General features: G+C 54.6%; 9 protein-coding genes and 1 pseudogene. All 10 read left to right on the top strand.

Features of this window, described 5'->3' with window-relative positions; all coding sequences use genetic code 11:
• Positions 1-21 precede the first annotated feature (21 nt).
• Positions 22-702: an ABC transporter permease gene (locus tag CRG97_RS16385; RefSeq protein WP_237566437.1), complete on the top strand. Its 681-nt coding sequence runs from the start codon at positions 22-24 to the stop codon at positions 700-702.
• 20 nt (positions 703-722) lie between these two features.
• Positions 723-2,999: a preprotein translocase subunit SecA gene (locus CRG97_RS16380; protein ID WP_098744962.1), complete on the top strand. Its 2,277-nt coding sequence runs from the start codon at positions 723-725 to the stop codon at positions 2,997-2,999.
• 394 nt (positions 3,000-3,393) lie between these two features.
• A pseudogene (locus tag CRG97_RS34240) lies at positions 3,394-3,934 on the top strand (glycosyltransferase family 2 protein).
• Positions 3,913-4,386, top strand: coding sequence for a hypothetical protein (locus CRG97_RS33685; protein WP_237566434.1), 474 nt, complete (start codon positions 3,913-3,915; stop codon positions 4,384-4,386). Before CRG97_RS34240 ends, CRG97_RS33685 begins: the two are co-directional and overlap by 22 nt.
• Before the next feature lie 679 nt (positions 4,387-5,065).
• Entirely contained in the window at positions 5,066-5,449 is a 384-nt protein-coding gene (gene panD, locus CRG97_RS16370; protein WP_098744960.1) for an aspartate 1-decarboxylase, read from the top strand.
• A 28-nt stretch (positions 5,450-5,477) separates the two neighbouring features.
• Positions 5,478-8,033, top strand: coding sequence for an AMP-binding protein (locus CRG97_RS34015; protein ID WP_272914364.1), 2,556 nt, complete (start codon positions 5,478-5,480; stop codon positions 8,031-8,033).
• Positions 8,034-8,047: 14 nt separating this feature from the next.
• Entirely contained in the window at positions 8,048-17,644 is a 9,597-nt protein-coding gene (locus CRG97_RS34010; RefSeq protein ID WP_272914363.1) for a non-ribosomal peptide synthetase, read from the top strand.
• Between the two features lie 68 nt (positions 17,645-17,712).
• Positions 17,713-18,585 carry a CPBP family intramembrane glutamic endopeptidase gene (locus CRG97_RS16360; protein ID WP_098744957.1) on the top strand — a complete coding sequence of 291 codons (873 nt, stop codon included), beginning with the start codon at positions 17,713-17,715 and terminating at the stop codon, positions 18,583-18,585.
• 4 nt (positions 18,586-18,589) lie between these two features.
• Positions 18,590-19,399 carry a CPBP family intramembrane glutamic endopeptidase gene (locus CRG97_RS16355; RefSeq protein WP_098744954.1) on the top strand — a complete coding sequence of 270 codons (810 nt, stop codon included), beginning with the start codon at positions 18,590-18,592 and terminating at the stop codon, positions 19,397-19,399.
• On the top strand, positions 19,396-20,199 hold the full coding sequence (locus CRG97_RS16350; protein ID WP_098744951.1) for a CPBP family intramembrane glutamic endopeptidase: 804 nt from the start codon (positions 19,396-19,398) through the stop codon (positions 20,197-20,199). The genes CRG97_RS16355 and CRG97_RS16350 overlap by 4 nt, the downstream gene beginning before the upstream one ends.
• Position 20,200 lies beyond the last annotated feature (1 nt).

Genomic DNA, 20,200 nt, shown 5'->3' with positions numbered 1-20,200 from the left:
AAAACGTGCCGGGCGATCTTTGTGAAGGATTACAAAGAGTTTTCACGCAATTATGGGCTCTCCATTAGTTTGATTTTTCCAATTATATTGGCACTTCTTTTTCGAAGTGCAGGCCCTTCTTTGAATGGAGCTTTCGCTTTCAGTCTTGTTCTTAATCCTTCGTTTGTGTTACTAACGTGTTTAGTACAAGCATGCTTGATTGCGGAAGAAAAGGAACGTAACACTTTACGATCCTTAATGATGACTCCGGCCACAACCATGGATGTTTTGATCGGTAAAAGTACTTTAGTCTTTCTCATGTCTGCGGTTGCTCTGGCTATTGCTACGTTTATAATTGGCTATGAGCCAGCTAGTATATGGGCGTATGTGGCAGCAATCATTCTTTCGATTATTCTATACATAGTAGCCGGGACCATATGTGGTTTATTCTCCAAGACGTTGCTTGATGCATCATTATCCATACTTCCTGTTGCGTTCGTATTTACTGGGGCACCATGGGGAGCGTTTCTAGAGGATGATTATCCGATCCTCAAAGTGCTGGAGTACGCACCAAGCAGTCAACTTGTGCATTTGTTAGCTATCCACAAAATAGGCTTTACGACGGGAGATTTATTAAAACCCCTCCTCATAATTTTGGCATGGACGGTTGTATTAACGATTGTGTCTGTTGTTTTGTATCAACGACGGTTAAAGGATGAGTAGGAAGGAGAGATCAATTTCCGATGAATGTAGCCTTCAAGTATATGAAAAAATTCAAAAACCTCGATAACCAGCATAAGCTGAAGGGCTATCGTAACAAAATGCTGCTTGTCAGGAAACGCAATTTGGAAGCATGGGACGAAAAGCAGCTGCTAGCAGAATCTCTACGGCTGCAAAGGGAAGCAAAATCGGGTACGCCTTTGGACGAGCTGCTTGTCGATGCCTATGCGCTCGTCTGCGAGACAGCGAAGAGAAAGCTCGGATTACAACCCTATGATGTCCAGATCATGGCTGCCATCGCTCTTCACGAGAGATTATTGATTGAGCAGCATACCGGCGAAGGAAAAACGCTTTCTGCGGTTATGCCTGCTTATTTAAATGCGCTAACTGGCGAAGGCGTTCATGTTCTGACTTTTAATGACTATTTGGCAAATCGGGACGCGGAGTGGATGGGCCCGATCTATCGCTTCCTCGGGTTAACGGTAAATTCGGTTCAAGCAGGAATGAGCGCGTCCGATAAACAGAAAGCTTATGCGGCGGATATAACCTACGTAACGGCCAAAGAAGCGGGATTTGATTTTTTGCGCGACACTATCGCACTCAGCGAAGCCGATACCGTGCATCGTCCTTTCCACTATGTTATTGTCGACGAAGCGGATTCACTGCTTCTGGACGAGGCGCGGGTGCCGCTTGTCATAACTGGCGACTCAGTCTCTTCCAGGAACGATGGCGCTCGATTCGCAGATGTGGCCAGGCAGCTCGAGCAAGATGAGCATTACGACTTCGACGAGTTCCAGAGGAACGTATACTTAAATGAGGCAGGCTCAGCGAAAGCGGAGTCACTGCTGGGGTGCGGCAATCTGTACGATAGCCATAATAGCCATTTGTTAACGTCATTAAATTGCGCACTGCATGTGGAAACATTATTAAAAAAAGACGTCGATTATATCGTCCGGAACGGTAAAATTGAGCTGATCGAGGAATATACCGGTCGTGTGGCAGAGAATAGGTATTTACCTGACGGGCTGCAAGCCGCGCTTGCTGCCAAAGAAGGGCTGCAACCCTTAGCCGACGGGAGAATTCTCGGGATGATCACCCTTCAACATTTCCTTAGCCTATATCCAAAAATTTGCGGTATGACAGCTACCGCGCACGTTTCCGAAATGGAATTCGAAGAGATTTATGCACTGCAGGTTGTACAAATCCCACCCAATCGGCCAAACATACGGATCGACCATCCACACCGGATTTATACCCATAAAGAAGCCAAACTTAAAGCGCTTGTACAAGAAATCTCATCCGTCCATAGAATGGGTCGTCCAATTCTGATTGGTACGTCAAGCGTCGAGGAGTCTGACATGCTGGCGGAAGCGCTAGCTGCTACAGGTGTACCTTGTCATGTACTGAATGCAAAAAATGATGCAAAAGAAGCCGAAATCATCGCCAAAGCAGGAGAAATCGGCGCTGTGACGGTATCAACGAATATGGCGGGACGCGGCGTCGATATTCGACTCGGCGGCGGCAACCCCTTGCAAGCGGAAGTTGTCGCCAAGCTGGGTGGACTGTACGTGATTGGTACACATGTGAACGAAAGCATGCGGATCGACGACCAGCTACGCGGGCGTTCTGGCCGCCAAGGTGACCCGGGAGATTCCGTTTTTTTTGTAAGCTTGGAGGACGAGTTGCTGCTTCGGTTCGGCATGAGTAAAGCGATTCGCGCTCCTAGGCAGGATGAGGCTCTCGAAGATCCGGTGCTTAGCAGACAAATCGTTCATGTTCAGCGAGTTATCATGGGCCAGAATTTCCATATTCGCCAGGAACTGAACGGTTATTCCGATATGGTGGAGGATCAGAGGCGAATTCTACACGAGGAACGACTCGGAATTTTGAAAGGCGAAACACCGATGAGCCCTTCGGAGCAGCGGGTACGGCTTTTTTATATCGACAAGTTCTGGGCTGACCATCTGTCATACATTTCTTACATTCGCGAAGGCATTCACTTGGAGAGCCTTGCCAGCTACAATCCGATCGACGAGTTTCATGTTCAGATCACCCAAGCCTACGAGCAAATTCGGGATAAAATAAATAAATCATCTGCAGATATGCTCGAAAAGCTCGAAGGTTCGAATGATCCGGCGAAGTGGGAAGAGTTCGGGCTGAAGAGCCCTGCTTCCACGCGGACTTATATTATCAACGATCAATACTTGGAGAATAGACGTAGTTCATGGACTCCAATGACCGTATTTGCTTTTTGGATTCGTAAGATTGCGAGGCCAATCTTCGGGTGGTCAAAAATTTGATCCGGGCAAATCGGCTTCAGCAGTTTCTCGCATCGTTGGCTTAATCATTCTATAAGTGTTATTAAAGGACGGAGCTGGTGAGCACCGTCCTTTTGTGTAATGCCAGACTCACAAGTCTAATGGAAATCATGTGAAGGGAGCTCGAAAGATTAACAATAAAATCGCTTTTCCATGCGAACTTTGGCGCGCTACGTAAATGAAGCGGAGGGCCTATTGGGTTTCGGGAAGCTGCGTGTAAGCTGGCATATCCAAAATTGGAAATCCGGGACTTTTTTAACTCATAAGCAGGGCATGCTTAAACCGCCGTATGCTTTTTGGACTGACGGCTTCCCATTCCGCATTTACACTGACGATGATTTAAGGCATATATTTTGTAACGATTGGAGTGAGGCGAATGGAGCAGTTGATAAGCATTGTGATGCCAACGTATAATCGGGCGCAGATCATTTCCGGGGCGATCAAGTCCATCTTGCGACAGACTTACGCCAACTGGGAGCTGATCGTCGTTGATGACCGAAGCACGGATCATACGGAAGAGGCAATACGCGAGTGGACGCTTAAAGATGCACGAAACCGCTATGTGTGCAATGAACGGGAAAAAGGACCAGGCGGCGCGAAACACGGGGATGCTCGCGGCACAAGGCGAATATGTGGCGTTTCTTGATTCCGATGACGAATGGTATCCTTGCCATTTGACCGACAGCATGAGGACACTTGCGCTGACAAAAGCGGATATCAGCTTTGCGCTGTGGGTGGAACAACACGGAGATATTACTTCCTACAACTTCGACAATAAGGTTGAGCGGTATTTGCTGCACGGACTGCGAACAAAGTTCGAAAAAGGATTGTTCGAGGCGTTTCTGTCGCATACGCGCAATTTTTTTCAACTGAACACGATGGTATTCCGCCGGGATTGTTGGACGAAGTCGGCTTAATCAACGAACATTTTTATCTGGGGGAAGATACGACCTATCTGCTCCGCTTTTTCGACAAATACAGAATTGCACTGCAAACCAAACCTCATTCCGTCTACCGGGAGTCACCCGATAGCCTCTACTTCTTCTGCGACCGCTGGCAGCTTGATCCCGATACGATTCATCTCAACGAGGAAATATACAATAAAATCGAAGGACTTAGCTTCAAATCGATCAAGGTCCGCGAACACATCCGGGATTTAGTCGCTCAGTCCGATTCCATCAGCAAAAAAGTGAAACAGCTCTATTACATCGACATTGGCATATACACTCAGCTATTTGAACCGTCACGACCGCAAAAAAGCGCTCCACTAATTGCCGCCAATCCATTCGCTCTAAAGTTACAATTTTTAATTTTTTTTGTTTGTCAAGCTGCTGTTTTCAAGCAAGAGCGGAAATGTTTTTTTGCATAAGGCTCTTAATTTGTGGTAGGGCTTGCTAAAAAAAGTAAAAAGAATTTCCCCCTCTATTGTAGGATTATCTCCCTATTATAAGCGAAACTTTAGCACTACTATAAGGGTAGGTTTCAATAAATTACCTGTTTATGTAATGATCTTCAACACTTTAACCCATTACCGCTAAACTTGGTTACACGACATTTTTCCCCTTCCGCAGCACTGAACCGCCTGTATGAGGAGCTGCTGCGATGTACAAGCCACTTTTTTTGTTTCTGCTGTATGAATTTCAATCTACTGGAACCCGCACAAAAGCATAATCTGCCTAATTAGCATGACCTCGTCCATTTGCATGAGCTTGCCCAATTTCCAAGATTCCACACCATCAGCATGAGCTTGCCAGTCAACATGCCCCCCACAATCACATGAAATTACCCATTCGGCATGCTCCCACACATAAGCATCAACTAGCTTGTTCCGTACGAACAGTCACATTGGCAAGAGTTTGCCGCAGAATTTCTTTTTAGAATAGCTTGATTGGTCCAGCTTGTTCTTTTTCGTTAAGACAGAGAAACAATGTAGGTTTGTTTGTACTCTGAATGTTCATTAAAAAAGAATAGTTGGAAAATAACGTTCGTTATAAGAAGTTAGCTAGGTTTTATTTTTCCAAAGACTACTCCACAAGGAGAGTGTATTCATGTTTAGAGAGATGCATAAGTCCAAAATTCACCGTGCTGTCGTGACGGAGGCCAATTTGAATTACGTGGGAAGCATAACCATCGATCAGGATATCTTGGATGCATCGGACATCCTCGAGAACGAAAAAGTGCAAGTCGTCAATATAAATAACGGAGCCAGGCTGGAGACGTATGTCATAACAGGTCCAAGAGGCTCGGGTATGGTTTGCTTGAACGGCGCGGCTGCCAGACTGGTGCAGCCGGGCGACCGCGTCATTATTATTTCTTACGCAATGATGGAGGAATCGGTAGCCCGGACGTATCGTCCACATGTCGTCATTATGGACGAGCATAATCGCATCGTAACGGAGGATTATCAAGAACTGCATTCCACAACGGTGTAATAAAAGACAGAACGGAGGGCTGCCGACTATGAGAACCATCCGTAATTTGTCCGGCGTATTGCTGGCGCGCAAGGAAAACGATGCGGGAATTTTATTTTGCGAAAGCGGTCAGGAGCGCTACTTGTCGTATGGCCAATTACTTGCATTGGCCGGAAGGGCGCTCCATCTGCTGCGCGAGCAGGGCCTTGAGCCAGGCGACTTTGCCGTCATGCAGACGGAAGATAACGAAATGTTTATCCTTCTATTCTGGGCTTGCGTGCTCGGCGGCATTGTCCCTGTACCTGTAACGGCAGCGCGTACGGACGAAGGACGCAAAAAGCTGATCCAGGTATGTAAACAGTTGGAAGCGCCGAGATTGCTTTGTGATGAAGAGCTTTGGCCGGGAATTCAAGGCTACGCTTTGAAGCACGGGGAGGCGGAGGCGCTGGCCCATCTCGAGTACGGCAGCGTGCCGGTTGCGGAGGTGTTTGCGGCAGCTGCGGATGCAGGCCGGCCCGAGGCTGAGCCATATGACGCCGCCGAGACGGACACCGCATTCATCCAGTTTACATCAGGTTCTACCGGAGATCCGAAGGGGGTCGTATTAACGCACGGCAATATTCTGTCGAACATACGCGCCATTATTCATGGGGCGCAGTCGACGGAGCGGGATTCTTCGCTAAGCTGGCTGCCGCTGACGCATGATATGGGGCTCATCGGCTTTCATCTTTCGCCGCTGTTTTGCGGCATGAATCAGCTGCACTTGCCGACTTCGACGTTTGTGCTTCATCCGATGAAATGGCTGGAACTGACGCATAAGCATCGGGTGACATGCCTCTCTTCGCCGAATTTCGGTTATGTGCATTTTCTGCAGCATTGGAAGCCGGAAGGAGCGGCGGCATGGGATTTGTCTTGCGTCAGGCTGATTTTTAACGGGGCCGAACCGATATCGGCTGCCCATTGCCGAGATTTTCTGGAGGCGATGAAGCCGTACGGGTTAAAGGGAAATTGCATTTTCCCGGTTTACGGGCTTGCGGAAGCGAGTCTGGCCGTAACGTTCCCGGGGACGGAAGATCACCTGAATACCGCCCTGCTTGAGCGCCAATCGCTCGCTGTCGGACAGCCTGTACGAATGGCCGCGCACGGGGATCATGCCGCGATCGAGATCGTCGAGCTGGGTTTCCCCGTACAAGAGTGCGAGGTGCGCATTAGCGACGAAACGGGAAACCCTTCGGCAGCAGGCAGCATAGGTTTGATTCATATTAGAGGCCGCAACGTTACAAGCGGCTACTATAAGCGGCCCAATGTAAACAAGCAAATGATTTCCCCGGACGGCTGGCTGAATACGGGAGATTTGGGTTTCTTGCTGGAAGGGCGTTTATATGTGACCGGCCGCATGAAGGACGTCATTTTCGTCAACGGGCAAAATGTGTATCCGCATGACCTGGAGGCCTTGATCAGCGGCCTGAAAGGGGCTGACATCGGGAAAACGGCGATTGCCGCCGTTCCAGATGCTACGACCAAACGGGATGCGATCGCCGTTTTTATTCAGCATCGCGGCAAGACCGGCGGATTTGTACCGCTGATGGCCGAGGTGAAAAAACTACTTAACGCATCGGCCGGTCTGGACGTTGCTTTTGTTGTCCCGGTTCGGCGAATTCCGAAAACGACCTCCGGTAAAATTCAACGCTACGTATTGGCGGAAGCGCTTCGCGAAGGTGAGTTTGCCGAAGCACTTGCCGAGCTGGCTGAGCTGGAGGCGGTTGCCGCGCCTGTGCGGCGTGATGCGGAAGGCGGCGATGCCTTGCGCGGGGATGTCGGCTTGGAGCCATCCACGGAGACGGAGCAGCGGATCATGTCCATCTGGCGAGAGGTTTTGAAAAAGGATTACATAGGCCGGTTGGACGGCTTTCTCGAGCAAGGAGGCAATTCGCTCAAGGCGGCTTATGCAGCCGCCAGGCTGCAAGAAGCGTTTGGCGTCGAGCTTACGCTTACCGAGCTGTTTTTGCATGATACAGTGGGTTCGCTGGCCGCTTTGCTGGAGCAAAAGGCGCAGGAGGGCGAAGGAAATGCCGCCGCCCCTCCGCCGGTAGCCAAAGCGGAGGAGAGGGTGGTTTATCCGGCGACCTCGGCGCAAAAGCGGTTGTTCATTTTGGAACAGTTGAATCCGGGGCTGCTTAACTATCATCTGCCGTTTGCGGTTCAGGTGAAGGGCCCGCTCGATATCGAACGATTCCGCGCGGCATGGCGATTGCTGATAGAGCGGCATCCAGCGCTTCGGACGTCCTTTTATATGGAAGAAGGCAATGTGATGCAGCGCATCGAGCAGGCGGTTGAGCCGCCGCTTGCCGTCGTTGACGGAAGCAACTGGCCGGCGTCTGCGCTGACGATGCGGCAGCGCAGCTTCCTGCAGCCGTTTGATCTGGAGCAAGCGCCGCTGCTGCGGATGGAGCTTGTACGCCTGGAGCGCGAGTCAAGCGTACTGCTGCTGGATATGCATCATATCATTACGGACGGAACGTCGATGGGCATTTTGATGTCCGATCTTACGAGGTTTTACGAGGGGAACGCGCCGGAGCCGTTGTCCATTCATGCGGGGATATAGCGCTATGGGAGGAAGTGGGCCGAAGCGGCGGCTGGCTGGAACGTCAGAAGCTTTATTGGCACGAAATCTTTCGGGATGGTGTGCTGTCACCGGCGCTTCCGTCCCCCCGTCTAAGGCCGCAGACGCCAAGCTATCGCGGGGCAATTGAGCGCTTCGAGCTGGAGCCGGGGCTTGCCGGATCGCTGCGGGCGTTGGCTGGACTCGAGGGCGTAACGTTATACACCGTCCTGCTTTCGATTTATTATGTGCTGCTGGCGAAATATACGGGCGAATCCGACATCGTTGTCGGCACGGCAGCCGCGAGACGGATGAGGCCGGAGCTGCAAAGCGTAGTCGGGATGTTCGTCAACATGGTTCCGATCCGCCTGCGCGGGCAAAGCGGTTTGCGTTTCGATCAATGGCTGATGCAGGTCAATGGGGAGGCGCTTGCGGCTATCGGCAACGGGGATGTGCCTTATGAAGAAATAGCCGAGTTGGCGAATGTGAAACGGGAATATGGGCGGAATCCGCTGTTCGATTCGGTGTTTACGCTGCAAAATATGGAGCTGCCCGAATGGCGGGGCAAGGATGTCGTTTATGCACCCCAAGCGATGGACAGCGGCTCGGCCAAGTTTGACCTGACTTGGGAGTGCGCGGATAACGGCGTTAGTATCGCATTTACGCTGGAGTATGCGCTGGATTTGTACGATGAGCGTGCCGCCCGACAATTGGCTCGGCATTATGTAGCGCTGGCTCGGGCAGTCGCCGCGCAGCCGCATGCTGCGCTTGACGAGCTTGAACCCATCGAGGAGCAAGAGCGGGAACGGCTGCTCCGGCTTGGCCGTTCATTCGCCGCACCACCGCAAGAGCTGTCGCTGCACAGGCTGTTTGAACGGCAAGCGGTGGAGACACCGCAGCAAATTGCCGTTGAAATGGGCGAGCTGGCGTATACCTACAGTGAGCTGAACGAACGTTCCAACCGGTTTGCGCACGCGCTTGTACGTCGCGGCGTCGCGCCGGGGACGAAGGTGGCGCTGCTGCTCTTGCGCTCGCCTGATATGATTGCGGCGATATTGGCTGTGCTGAAAGCGGGAGCCGTCTATGTGCCGATTGACTCCCAATATCCCGAAGAGCGGATATTGTTTATGCTGCAGGATACGGAAGCGGGGGCGATCGTGGCTGCGGCTGCGACGATGGAGATGGGCGCCCGGATTGCCGGAGACAGCATCGATGTCGTCGACATTGATGGACTCGATACGAAATGGGCGGACGAATCCGTCCATAATCTGAACATCGACGGCTCGGCGGATGATCTCGCTTATATCATGTACACGTCCGGCTCGACGGGCAAGCCGAAAGGGATTATGACCAAGCATCGCAATGTGTCCCGGATTGCCGTCCATACCGATTATATAAGCATTTCGGAAAACGATGCGCTGTTGCAGCTTTCCAACTACGCCTTTGACGGTTCAACGTTCGATTTATACGGAGCGCTGTTGAACGGCGCGAAGCTGACGCTGGTCGGCGAGGAAGAGGTTGCCGACATTATGCGGCTGACCGAGCTGATTGAGAGCAGAGGCATTACTGCATTCTTTGTAACGACGGCGCTGTTCAATACGCTGGTCGATCATGGGCTGGAGTCGCTGCGCGGCCTGCGCCATATTTTATTTGGTGGAGAGCGGGCTTCCGTGCCGCATATCCGCAAAGCGCTCCGCGCGCTTGGACCGGGCGTGCTGCTGCATGTTTACGGTCCTACGGAAACGACGGTGTTCGCCACTTGTTATCCGATCACGGAAACATGGGACGGACAAGGAACGGCCACCGTGCCGATTGGCACGCCGATCGCGCGTTCGGAAACGCTGGTGCTGAACGAGCAGGGCCGATTGCAGCCGGACTGGGTGCCGGGCGAGCTGTGGATTGCAGGAGACGGTGTCGCATCCGGCTATGTGAATTTGCCGGAGCAGACCGCTTCAAAGTTCCGGACGCATCCATTCCGGGAAGGCGAAACCGTGTACGGAACCGGCGACCTGGTGCGCCGCCTGCCTGACGGAAATTTGGAGTTTCTGGACCGGATCGACAGTCAGGTCAAGCTGCGGGGTTACCGGATTGAATTGGGCGAAATCGAAAGCAGACTGCTGGATTGCGCGGGCGTTAAGGAAGCGTTCGTGGCGCTGATCGAGAATGACGGTGCGCCGTATTTATGCGCTTATATCGTGGCGGAGCAAACCGAAGGGCAGGCAAGCGTTCGGAGCCAACTGACAGGCAAGCTGCCGGCATTTATGATTCCCGCCGCGTTTGTGCAGTTGGAGAAGCTGCCGCTGAACGGGAGCGGCAAGGTGGACAAAAAACGTCTACCAGCGCCGGAGCGTGTGGTCCCATATGAAGCGCCTGCCACAGATACGGAGATCCTTGTCGCAGGATTGTGGCAAGAAGTGCTTCATGCGGGGCAGGTTGGCGCGCTTGACCACTTTTTTGAGCATGGCGGCCATTCCCTGAAGGCGGCCGCATTGACCTCGGCAATCTACAAGCATTGCCGGGTGCGCATGTCGCTCCAGGAAATTTTCAAGCTGCCGACGGTCAGAGAGCAGGCGGCTTGGATCGACAGGGCTGCTAAGGAAGCGTACGAACCTGTTGCAGAAGCGCCAAAAGCCGCATCCTATCCGCTCAGCCTGCCGCAGCGCCGCATGTTTTTGGCGGAAAGCATAGCTGATATCGGACTAACTTACCATATTCCGCTTGCGCTTAAAATAACAGGTGCGATCAATGAGACCAGAATCGAGCTAGCGCTTCGGAAGTTGATCGAACGGCATGAACCGCTGCGGACCTCCTATCATTGGATCGACGGCGTTCCGGCCCAGATCGTGCACGATTCGGCCGCCTTTATTCTGCATACGGTGAAGCTCGTGGAGACGCCGCTGCCGGAATGCTTGGGCGAGTTTTTCCGGCCGCTTGAGCTTGCCGCAGCGCCGCTGCTCGCCGCATGTTATTGCCGGCCCGAATCGGAAGGAGCGGAGGCTTATCTGCTGCTCAACATTCACCACATCGCGGCGGACGGCATATCCGTCAAGCTGCTGCTGGAGGAGTTGACCGCTTTGATTGACGGCGCGGAACTTGCGCCTCTGGCTCTGCATTACAAGGATTATGCCGTTTGGCAGGAGCGGCAGTCCGGCTCGGAGCGGGCCTGGGCAAGCCGAGCGTATTGGACGGAGCAGCTTGCAGAGCCGCCGGCGCCGCTCGATATGCCGCTGGATCGGCCGCGCGGCGACCGTCAGACATTTGCGGGCGATACGTATACCTTCCATATTTCGGCGGCGCTCGCTGCACGACTGAAAGAGACGGCCGCAAGCGCCGGAGCGAGCATGAACAGCCTGCTTTTTGCGGCTTACGCGCTGTTGCTCAAGGGAACGACGCATCAGTCGGAATTTGCAATCGGTACTTTGGCGGCAGGCCGGACGCATCCGGACACGGCCCGGATGATCGGCATGTTCAACCAATTTTTGCCGATTCGGATGCGGGTGGCCGACGAGCTGCCGATCCTGGCGTTTGTACGCGAGACTCATGGACGTTTGCTTGCCGCATACGAGCATGGCGATGTCAGCTTCGAACACATGATGGAAGCGGCCCGGCATCCGCATGACCCGTCGCGCAACCCGCTGTTCGATACGATGCTGATCGTTCACAACCAATTTGAAGACGAGAAGCTGGCGGCGCGCGGCATTGGTTGGAGCATGGAGCCTTTGCCCGTCAGCCACGGAACATCCAAGCTGGACTTCAAACTCGATCTGTACAGCGATGGCGAAGGCGGTCTGCGGGCGGAGCTGGAGTATAATACGGGATTGTTCGATAAAGGCACGATGAAGCGGTTGGCGGCGCGGCTGCTTTACATTTTGGAACAAACGGCCGCCAGCCCCGACCTGAACTGTGGCGATGTTGCAATGACGACGCCTGCTGAAGAAGCCGCTATTGCGGCATGGAATGATACGGGACATCCGTACCCGGCGGAGAAGACGATTCACGGATGGTTCGCCGAGTCCGCCCGGCGGTGGCCCGACCTCCCGGCGGTGCGATCGGCCGAAGGTTCGCTGACATATGGGGAGCTGAATGAACGCGCCGAACGCATGGCTGCCGTGCTGAGAAGCAAGGGGGTGACGGTCGAAACGATTGTGCCGATTGCCGCTCAGCGCTCGTTGTCCATGATGATTACAATCATAGCGGTGCTCAAGGCGGGCGGGGCCTATCTGCCAATCGACCCTGAGCATCCGCAAGAGCGGATCCGCGGCATTCTGGAGGATAGCGGGGCCAGGCTGCTTCTGTCCGGGGCCAAGTGGATTCATACGCTCCCGGCCTTCCAGGGAGAAACGCTCGATCTGGACGCGCTTGCGGCGGCAGCCGCATCGGAGCTGCCGAAGGGCGAAGAAGAAACGGATCTGCCGCCTCAAGCAGGCCCCGAGCATTTGGCGTATGTCATTTATACGTCAGGCTCCACCGGCAAACCCAAAGGCGTTATGGTGGAGCACCGCGCGGTGATCAACCGGCTGAACTGGATGCAGACGGCTTATCCGCTGAATGAGCGTGACGTGATTTTGCAAAAAACGCCGATTACGTTCGACGTTTCCGTATGGGAGCTGTTCTGGTGGAGCTTTGCCGGCGCTTCGCTTTATTTGCTGGAGCCCGGCGGGGAGAAGGAGCCATCGGTCATGCTGCGCGCGATTGAGGAGCAGGCGGTTACGGTCATGCATTATGTGCCGTCCATGCTTGGTGTCTTTTTGCCCTATGCGGCGGATAGCGGCAGAGGCGGCGAACTTTGTGCCCTGCGATACGTATTTGCGAGCGGCGAAGCGCTCAAGCCCGCACATGTCGCAGGTTTTTACAGCCTGTTGGAGCGCGGCGGCGGAGGGTGTCGGCTCATTAATCTGTACGGCCCGACGGAAGCGACGGTCGATGTCAGCTATTACGATTGCCCGGACGCTGGGGCTGGTACGATTCCGATCGGCAAGCCAATCCATAACATCCGGCTCTACATTGTGGACGAGCGGATGAGACTGCAGCCGATCGGCGTGTCCGGCGAGCTGTGCATCGCGGGTGCCGGTCTTGCGCGCGGATATCGTAACAGGCCGGATTTGACGGAGCAAAGCTTTGTTCGGAATCCGTTTGCCGTAGGAGAGAAGCTGTACCGTACCGGCGATCGCGCAAGGTGGTTACCGGACGGTAATATTGAATATTTGGGACGCTTTGACCATCAGGTCAAGCTGCGCGGTCTCCGCATCGAATGCGGCGAGATCGAGCACGCACTGCTCTTACAGGCGGAAGTTCGCGATGCCGTGGTGACGGCGGTGACGGACCATGCGGGAGAGCCGGCTCTTTGCGCATATCTAGTGACAGCGGAAGGGGAGGCGCCGGAGGAAGCGAGCCTTCGGGCCGCACTTAAGGAGCTGCTGCCGGAGTATATGATTCCTTCGTATTTTATTGCTATGGAAGCGTTTCCGCTAAGCCCGAGCGGCAAAGCCGACCGCAGCCGCCTGCCGCAGCCCCGCTTCACTGAAGCTGCGGTTTGCGGCGAGGCGCCGAATACGCCGACGGAGCAGCGGCTGGCCGAGCTTTGGCGAGAGGTGCTCGGTCTGGCCGCAAGCGGGCCGGGCGACCCGGCGGTGATCGGGAGAGAAGCCCATTTCTTCCAATTGGGCGGTCATTCCTTGCGCGCCGCGCAGCTAGCGGGCTTGATCGAGCAGCGATATGGAGCGGCGTTTGCGATGAAGGATGTGTTCGACGCTCCCCTGCTGCGAGAAATGGCGGCCCGCATCGACAACGCGGTGCCTAAGCGGGTCACGGTTATTGCCCGAGCGGAAAGCCGACCGTTCTACCCGTTGTCACTCGCGCAGAACAGGCTGTTTGTGCTGCAGCAGCTTTATCCCGATAGCACGGCCTACAATCTTTCGCTTGCTCTGAACCTGTCGGGCAAGCTTGATCAGGACAGGCTTCGCGAGGCGATTCAGGGGCTGATTGACCGCCATGAACCGCTGCGCACCAGCTTTGACTGGGCAGACGGAAAGCCGGTGCAGCATGTCCATGAGCGGGTTTCGTTTGAACTCTCCGTCCATGCCTTGATGGATGCGGCGGACTTGAATACATTTGCACGCGCGGTCGTCCGCCCGTTCGATTTGCGAAAGGCTCCGTTAATTCGGGCGTTTCTCGCGACAGACGGCGAAAGTCGGCATACGCTGCTGCTGGACATTCACCACATCGTCGCCGACGGCGTGTCTATGAATGTGATGGCGCGCGATTTCGAGCAGCTGTATCGCGGGGGCTCCTTGCAGCCGCTGCCCATTCACTATAAGGATGCCGCCGTTTGGCAGCAGGAGTGGATGGCTTCGGAGGCGAGAGAGCAGCAAGAGCAGTATTGGGCGTTCCGGCTAGCGGGTACGCTTCCTGTGCTGCAACTGCCGACCGATTATCCGCGTCCGCCCGAACAAAGCTTCGAAGGCGCCAAGCTTGCGCTGCCGATTTCGGCGGAGCTTGCCGAGGGGACCTCGGCGGCGGCGGAGCAATGGGGCGTTACGCCATTCCATATCTGGCTTGCCGCCTACCATACGTTATTGCATCTGATGACGGGGCAAGACGATCTTATTGTCGGCACGCCGATCGCCGGCCGCTTCCATCCCGCAACCGAGTCTCTGGTCGGCATGTTTGTCAATACGCTGCCGATTCGAAGCCATCCATCCGGCGAACTGCCGTTCAGAGCGTTCGCCGAGCAGCTCAAAGATATTGCGCTTGCGGCGCTGGACAACAGCTTGCTCCCGTTTGAGCATATGGTGACGATGCTGGATGTGCCGCGTGACCTGAGCCGCAATCCGCTGTTTGACACGATCTTTGTCATGCAGCATATGGAGGCCGGACAGACGGTGGCGGACGCCTTGCAATTCGAGGTGCAGGTGCCGGACAATCGCGTATCGAAGCTGGACTTGACGTTTGAGATTGCGGATCAGGGCGCAAAAGGCGCAGCTTTGACGATCGAATATGCGACGGCGCTGTTTAAGGAAGACAGCATACGCAGAATGGCGGAATGGTATTTCCGTATTGTCGGCCTTGCACTGGCGGAGCCGGAGCGGCCGCTCGGAGGGATCGGGCTGCAGGGCGCCTCGGAGGCAGAGAAGCAGAGCGAAGCGTTCAATCGCACGGCCGCGCCGTATGCAAGCGGCGATACGGTAGAGGTTTACCTCGAAAGACAAGCGGCGGAAACGCCGCAGGCCGTTGCGGTTGCGGCGGAGAGCGGAGCATTGACGTATGCGGAATTAAACCGGAGGTCGAACCAGATGGCGCAGACGCTCAGAAAGCAAGGCGTCCAGCGCGAGGAGCGCGTAGCCGTTTTGATGGATCGCAGCCTGGAGATGATGATTGCAATCTTTGGCGTGCTGAAGGCGGGCGGGGCTTATGTGCCTGTTGCGCCGGGCTTGCCGCCAGAGCGTATCCATTACATGCTGGACAATTCCGGAGCCAAGCTTGTCTTGACGAAGGGCAATGCCCCGGAAGGGCTGGAGATGTTCCTGCCATTTATGGACGTTCAAGAGACGCTGGCGCAGGAGCGGGACGACTTCCCTGTGGAGAAGCTGCATGATTCACAATCGCTTGCTTATGTGCTGTATACTTCGGGATCGACCGGACAGCCGAAAGGCGTCATGATCGAGCATCATTCCGTCGTCAACCGGATCGGTTGGATGCAGAAGCAATACGAACTGGACGCAAGCGGAGTCATTATGCAGAAAACGCCGATTACCTTCGATGTATCGGTCTGGGAGCTGTTCTGGTGGAGCTTTGCGGGAGCCAAGCTGGTCCTGCTGCCTCCGGGCGGCGAAAAGGACCCCGCGCTTATGATGGATACGATCGCGCGGCATGGCGTAACGACGATGCATTTTGTGCCGTCCATGCTGCACCTGTTCCTGGAGCATCCCGGCTTGCTGCGCGGCGATGCCAGGCTGGAGAGCCTGCGTCACGTGTTCGCCAGCGGCGAAGCGCTGATTGCGGATCAGGTGCGGCGGTTCCGCGAGCGGATCGGAGTTCCGTTCGATGCCAGGCTTGTGAACTTGTACGGCCCGACCGAGGCGACGGTTGACGTTTCCTATTACGATTGCTCTGACGGCGATATTTCGATCAACGATATTTCGATCAATGTACCGATTGGCAAGCCGATCGACAACATCTCGCTTTATATCGTGAGCGAATCGATGAAGCTCCAGCCTGTCGGCATTGCCGGGGAACTGTGCATATCCGGTGCGGGTCTGGCGCGGGGTTATATCGGCCGGCCCGATTTGACGGAAGAAAAGTTCGTCGATAATCCGTTTACGGAGGGCAGTCTGATGTATCGGACAGGAGACCTTGCCAGATGGCTGCCTGACGGAACGATCGAATATTTGGGCCGAATCGACCATCAGGTGAAAATAAGGGGCCAGCGCATCGAATGTGGGGAAATCGAGCATGTGCTGCTCGGTCATCCGGCGGTCTCGGAAGCGGTGGTTATGAAGCGGGACGCCACAAGCGGAAGCGAATATTTATGCGCGTACATCGTGGGCTCCGAACCTGTGGACCATCAGGAACTGCGGGATTTTGCAGCGCTTCGCCTGCCGGATTATATGGTTCCGCAGGCCGTGGTGGAACTGCCAGCCATGCCCCTGTCTCCAAACGGCAAAATCGACCGGAAGGCGATGCCGGAGCCGGAGCTGGCGGCGGGTAGCGCCACTCCGTTTGTCGAAGCGGCAAGCGATATTGAACTGGCGATTGCCGCCGTATGGCATGAAATTCTGCAAAGGGACGACTTCGGCATCCATCATCGTTTCTTCGATGTTGGGGGAGAATCGCTGCTGCTGGTGCGGGCGCATCAACGGCTGGAGGAGTTGTATCCCGGCGCTCTGGGCGTAACGGATTTGTTCACCTACCCCACCATCGCATCGCTTGCGGCTTATCTGGAATCGAGAAATCGGGAGCTCGCGAGCTGGAGCTGGAGCGGTCTGCCGGTGGCAGACGACTGCGTCTGCAATGGTTATGCCGCGGAGCGTATCGGCAGCGTTCAGTTCCAACTGGATACGATGGTTGCGGAAGGACTTACGGAACTTGCGGCATCCCGCTTGGTAACGGTCGAAGCCGCGGCGTATGCCGTATATCTATACTTCTGGCGCGGCGAGTCCGGCATGGGCCGGCTTGTGCTTCCGGCAATGACGGACAACGGGCTTATTGCTCCGAAGGAAATCGACTTTGGGGAGGTGCGCGATTTCGATACGCTGCTGCGGCATGCTGCCAAACGGGTGAACGCGGGAGAATGTTATACCCCGCGGCAAATCAGAAAGCAGCCGCAAGCCGAAGCCGGATTTGCCTTGTTCCCGCTATTTGCAGGAGCAGCGTTGCACGGGTTCAAGGAGCGGGAGGCGCTATTGGAACGATTCGATGTTGTGCTGTATATGAGTGGTGCTGCCGCCGCACCACGAGGGGCGGAAGTGCCAGAGCTTGGCGGGGTATGGACGTACGACGCCCGGCGCCTCAGCAAGGAAGCGGTGCTGGATTGGGCTTCCGCTTATCTGGAGCTGCTGTCAAGCGTGGTCGAGCAATATCGCGCCGCAACAGGTAGCGCCGAATCGGGGACGTAGCATGGGCCAAGTCGGGCTTAGCCTGACCCTGAGAATACATCTGATAGAAGGAAGAAAGGAGCTTTCCTGTGAAAAAGGTGTTGATCATGATAGGTAATATCGCTCTTTATCTCGGGGTCTTTTATGCGCTGCTCTATCTGCTTCGCTCTACTTACAATTACGAAGTGACGCTGTCCTTCGCCAAGTTTCTGGATCGCAACCCGGCCATGTTTATGGCCGTTCTGTTCACGCTGATTACGCTCGTGTACTTGCTCATCTTTCGTATCAAAGGATGGATATGGCCCCATGCGGAAAAAAATCTGTTCCGCGCGTCGGGCTTCAAACGGCTGAGTGCCTCGCGCGTCTTGTTGATGATTGGCCTGGGTCTTGCCGGAAGCTTGTTCAGCATCGGCCTTATCGTCATTGACGACATTGCGCGGCAATTTCCGTCCATTCCCGCGCTGGTCGACGATACGATCAGAGGGGATTCGATCTGGTACGTCATTCTGGGCGCCGGTTTGATCGGCCCGGCATTTGAAGAAATATTGTTCAGGGGCCTCATTTTCAGCGAGCTTCGCAGGGTTATGCCGGTATATGTGGCCCTGGTGCTGCAAGCCGCGGCTTACGCCTACTTCCAGCCGAGCGCGGCGCTTTCGGTCATCAGCATCGGTTCGGGTTTGATTTACGGGTCGCTGTATTTGCGCACCGGGTCGCTGTGGGCACCTATTCTGGTACAGATTACGACCATGGGCACAATCTTTCTATTTAAATACATCGGGTTCTACGAATGGTTTGGCAAGCTGAGCGATGTTTCGCTGTATATCATGACAGCGCTCTGTCTGGCTGCGTTGATTGGGGGTTCCGTCTATGTCTGGCGGACCCCCGGCATCGGCGGCATCGGCGCACGCGGCGATCAAACGTTGACGGCTGACTCGCCGTCGGCAGAACAAAAGGGGGGCTGACCGCATGAAGGCGTGGGGAATGATGCTGGCTCGCGTGGCCGTTGTTATCGGCCTGTATTTTGCATGGTTTTTTACCGTAACGACATTATTTTTCGATTATGTGTACCCCAGAAGCACGTGGTTTGAACAGAACACGGTAACTGTCATTATTTTGAACGATATGGTGGGTTTGCCGCTCATGCTGCTGGCCTGGAGGTTTATTTTCAAAGAAAATCTGTTTAAAGCGGCAAAGTTTCGCGTGATGGGAGGCAAATCGTTAGCGATCGCAATATGGATCGGGCTTGGAGCCGGTCTGTTTACGGTCGCTTTCTCCCGGCTTCCCGCCATTGCATCGGACAAGTACCAGTTCCGCGAATTGTTTGATTACCTGAACCGCGCGGAATGGTATGTATTTCTGGTTTTCCTGATTCTCGGAAATATATACAAGGAGACGTTGTTCAGAGGCATTCTGATGAATGCGTTCAGACGCGTGCTCCCGGTTTGGATCGCCATTGTAATTCAAGGCGTGTTGTACGGGGCGTTGTTCTTTTTCGGAGACATTCCGCTGTCGCTGTACGGTTTTCTAGGCGCAGTTATTTTTGCGCTTTTATATGTCTGGTTTAAATCCATCTGGGCGCCGATTGCCGCGCAAGTCGCCTGTCAGGGCAGCCAGTACCTGCTTTGGCATTACGGACCGGAGACGCAGGACGTCACCGTCATGTCGGCCTGGATGGCTGTGGCGGCCGCCATGGTATCGGTTGGCATATTCTTTGCGGTCAAGCATCGCTCTTCAATTTCGGCGTCGCTGTCTTCGGAGGCGGTGACGCCTATATGAAGGGATTGCGAATAGCAGGAAATGTTGTCTTATATTTGGTCATTTATGCGGCGATTGTGATGCTTGTCAATCAAGCGCTCTACAACTGGGTCGGTGATCCCGGGTTGAAAGAATGGATCACCGATAATTCCGGCATTGTGCTGATTGTATCCAATATTATCGTGCTTGCCATCTATATCCCGCTGCTGCGCTGGCAAAAAGTTTCGCTGAAGGATTTGGGGTTTGTTCCTGCACGCGGCGGATTGTTGCTGCTGTCCGCAGGGACGGGTGTCTGGCTCGGCTTGTTTATCGCCGCGTTTACCCGTCTTCCGTGGATAAAAGAGACATTTCCAGCCATTTCGGATCTTGTCGCTTTTGTCGCCGGCGGCAGCCTGATCATTTTTGTGCTCGGCAGCTTGCTGATGGGATCTTTGCTGGAGGAATGGTTGTTCAGAGGCATGCTGTTTCATACGCTCAGTCAACGTCTTTCGGTTCTGTGGACGGTTCTGCTCCAAGCCGTATTGTTCGGTGCGGTATTTATGAATGTGACAGTTGGCGCATTTGCGGCGTTGGGCGCGATTCTTTACGGCATCGTTCGCGCAGGCTCGCATTCGCTTTGGGGGTCGCTTGCGACCCATGTGTGCAGCACAGGCACCTTGTATATCGTGCTGCAATGGGCGGGCGATTGGCAGTCCGGTACGCTTGGATTATTAGCCCTGATCAGCGGACTCGGCATCGCGGCGCATGTGTTGCTGCTGCTGCGCGGGAGCGGAGGAAGGGCGGAAAAAGAACAGTCCGTCAGCGATTCTATTACTAGCTAGG

This window comes from Paenibacillus sp. EZ-K15, from assembly GCF_002573715.1.
GTDB lineage: Bacteria > Bacillota > Bacilli > Paenibacillales > Paenibacillaceae > Paenibacillus_AQ.
Note: the sequence above shows the minus strand (reverse complement) of the source record. Positions and strands in the feature narration are given on the sequence as shown.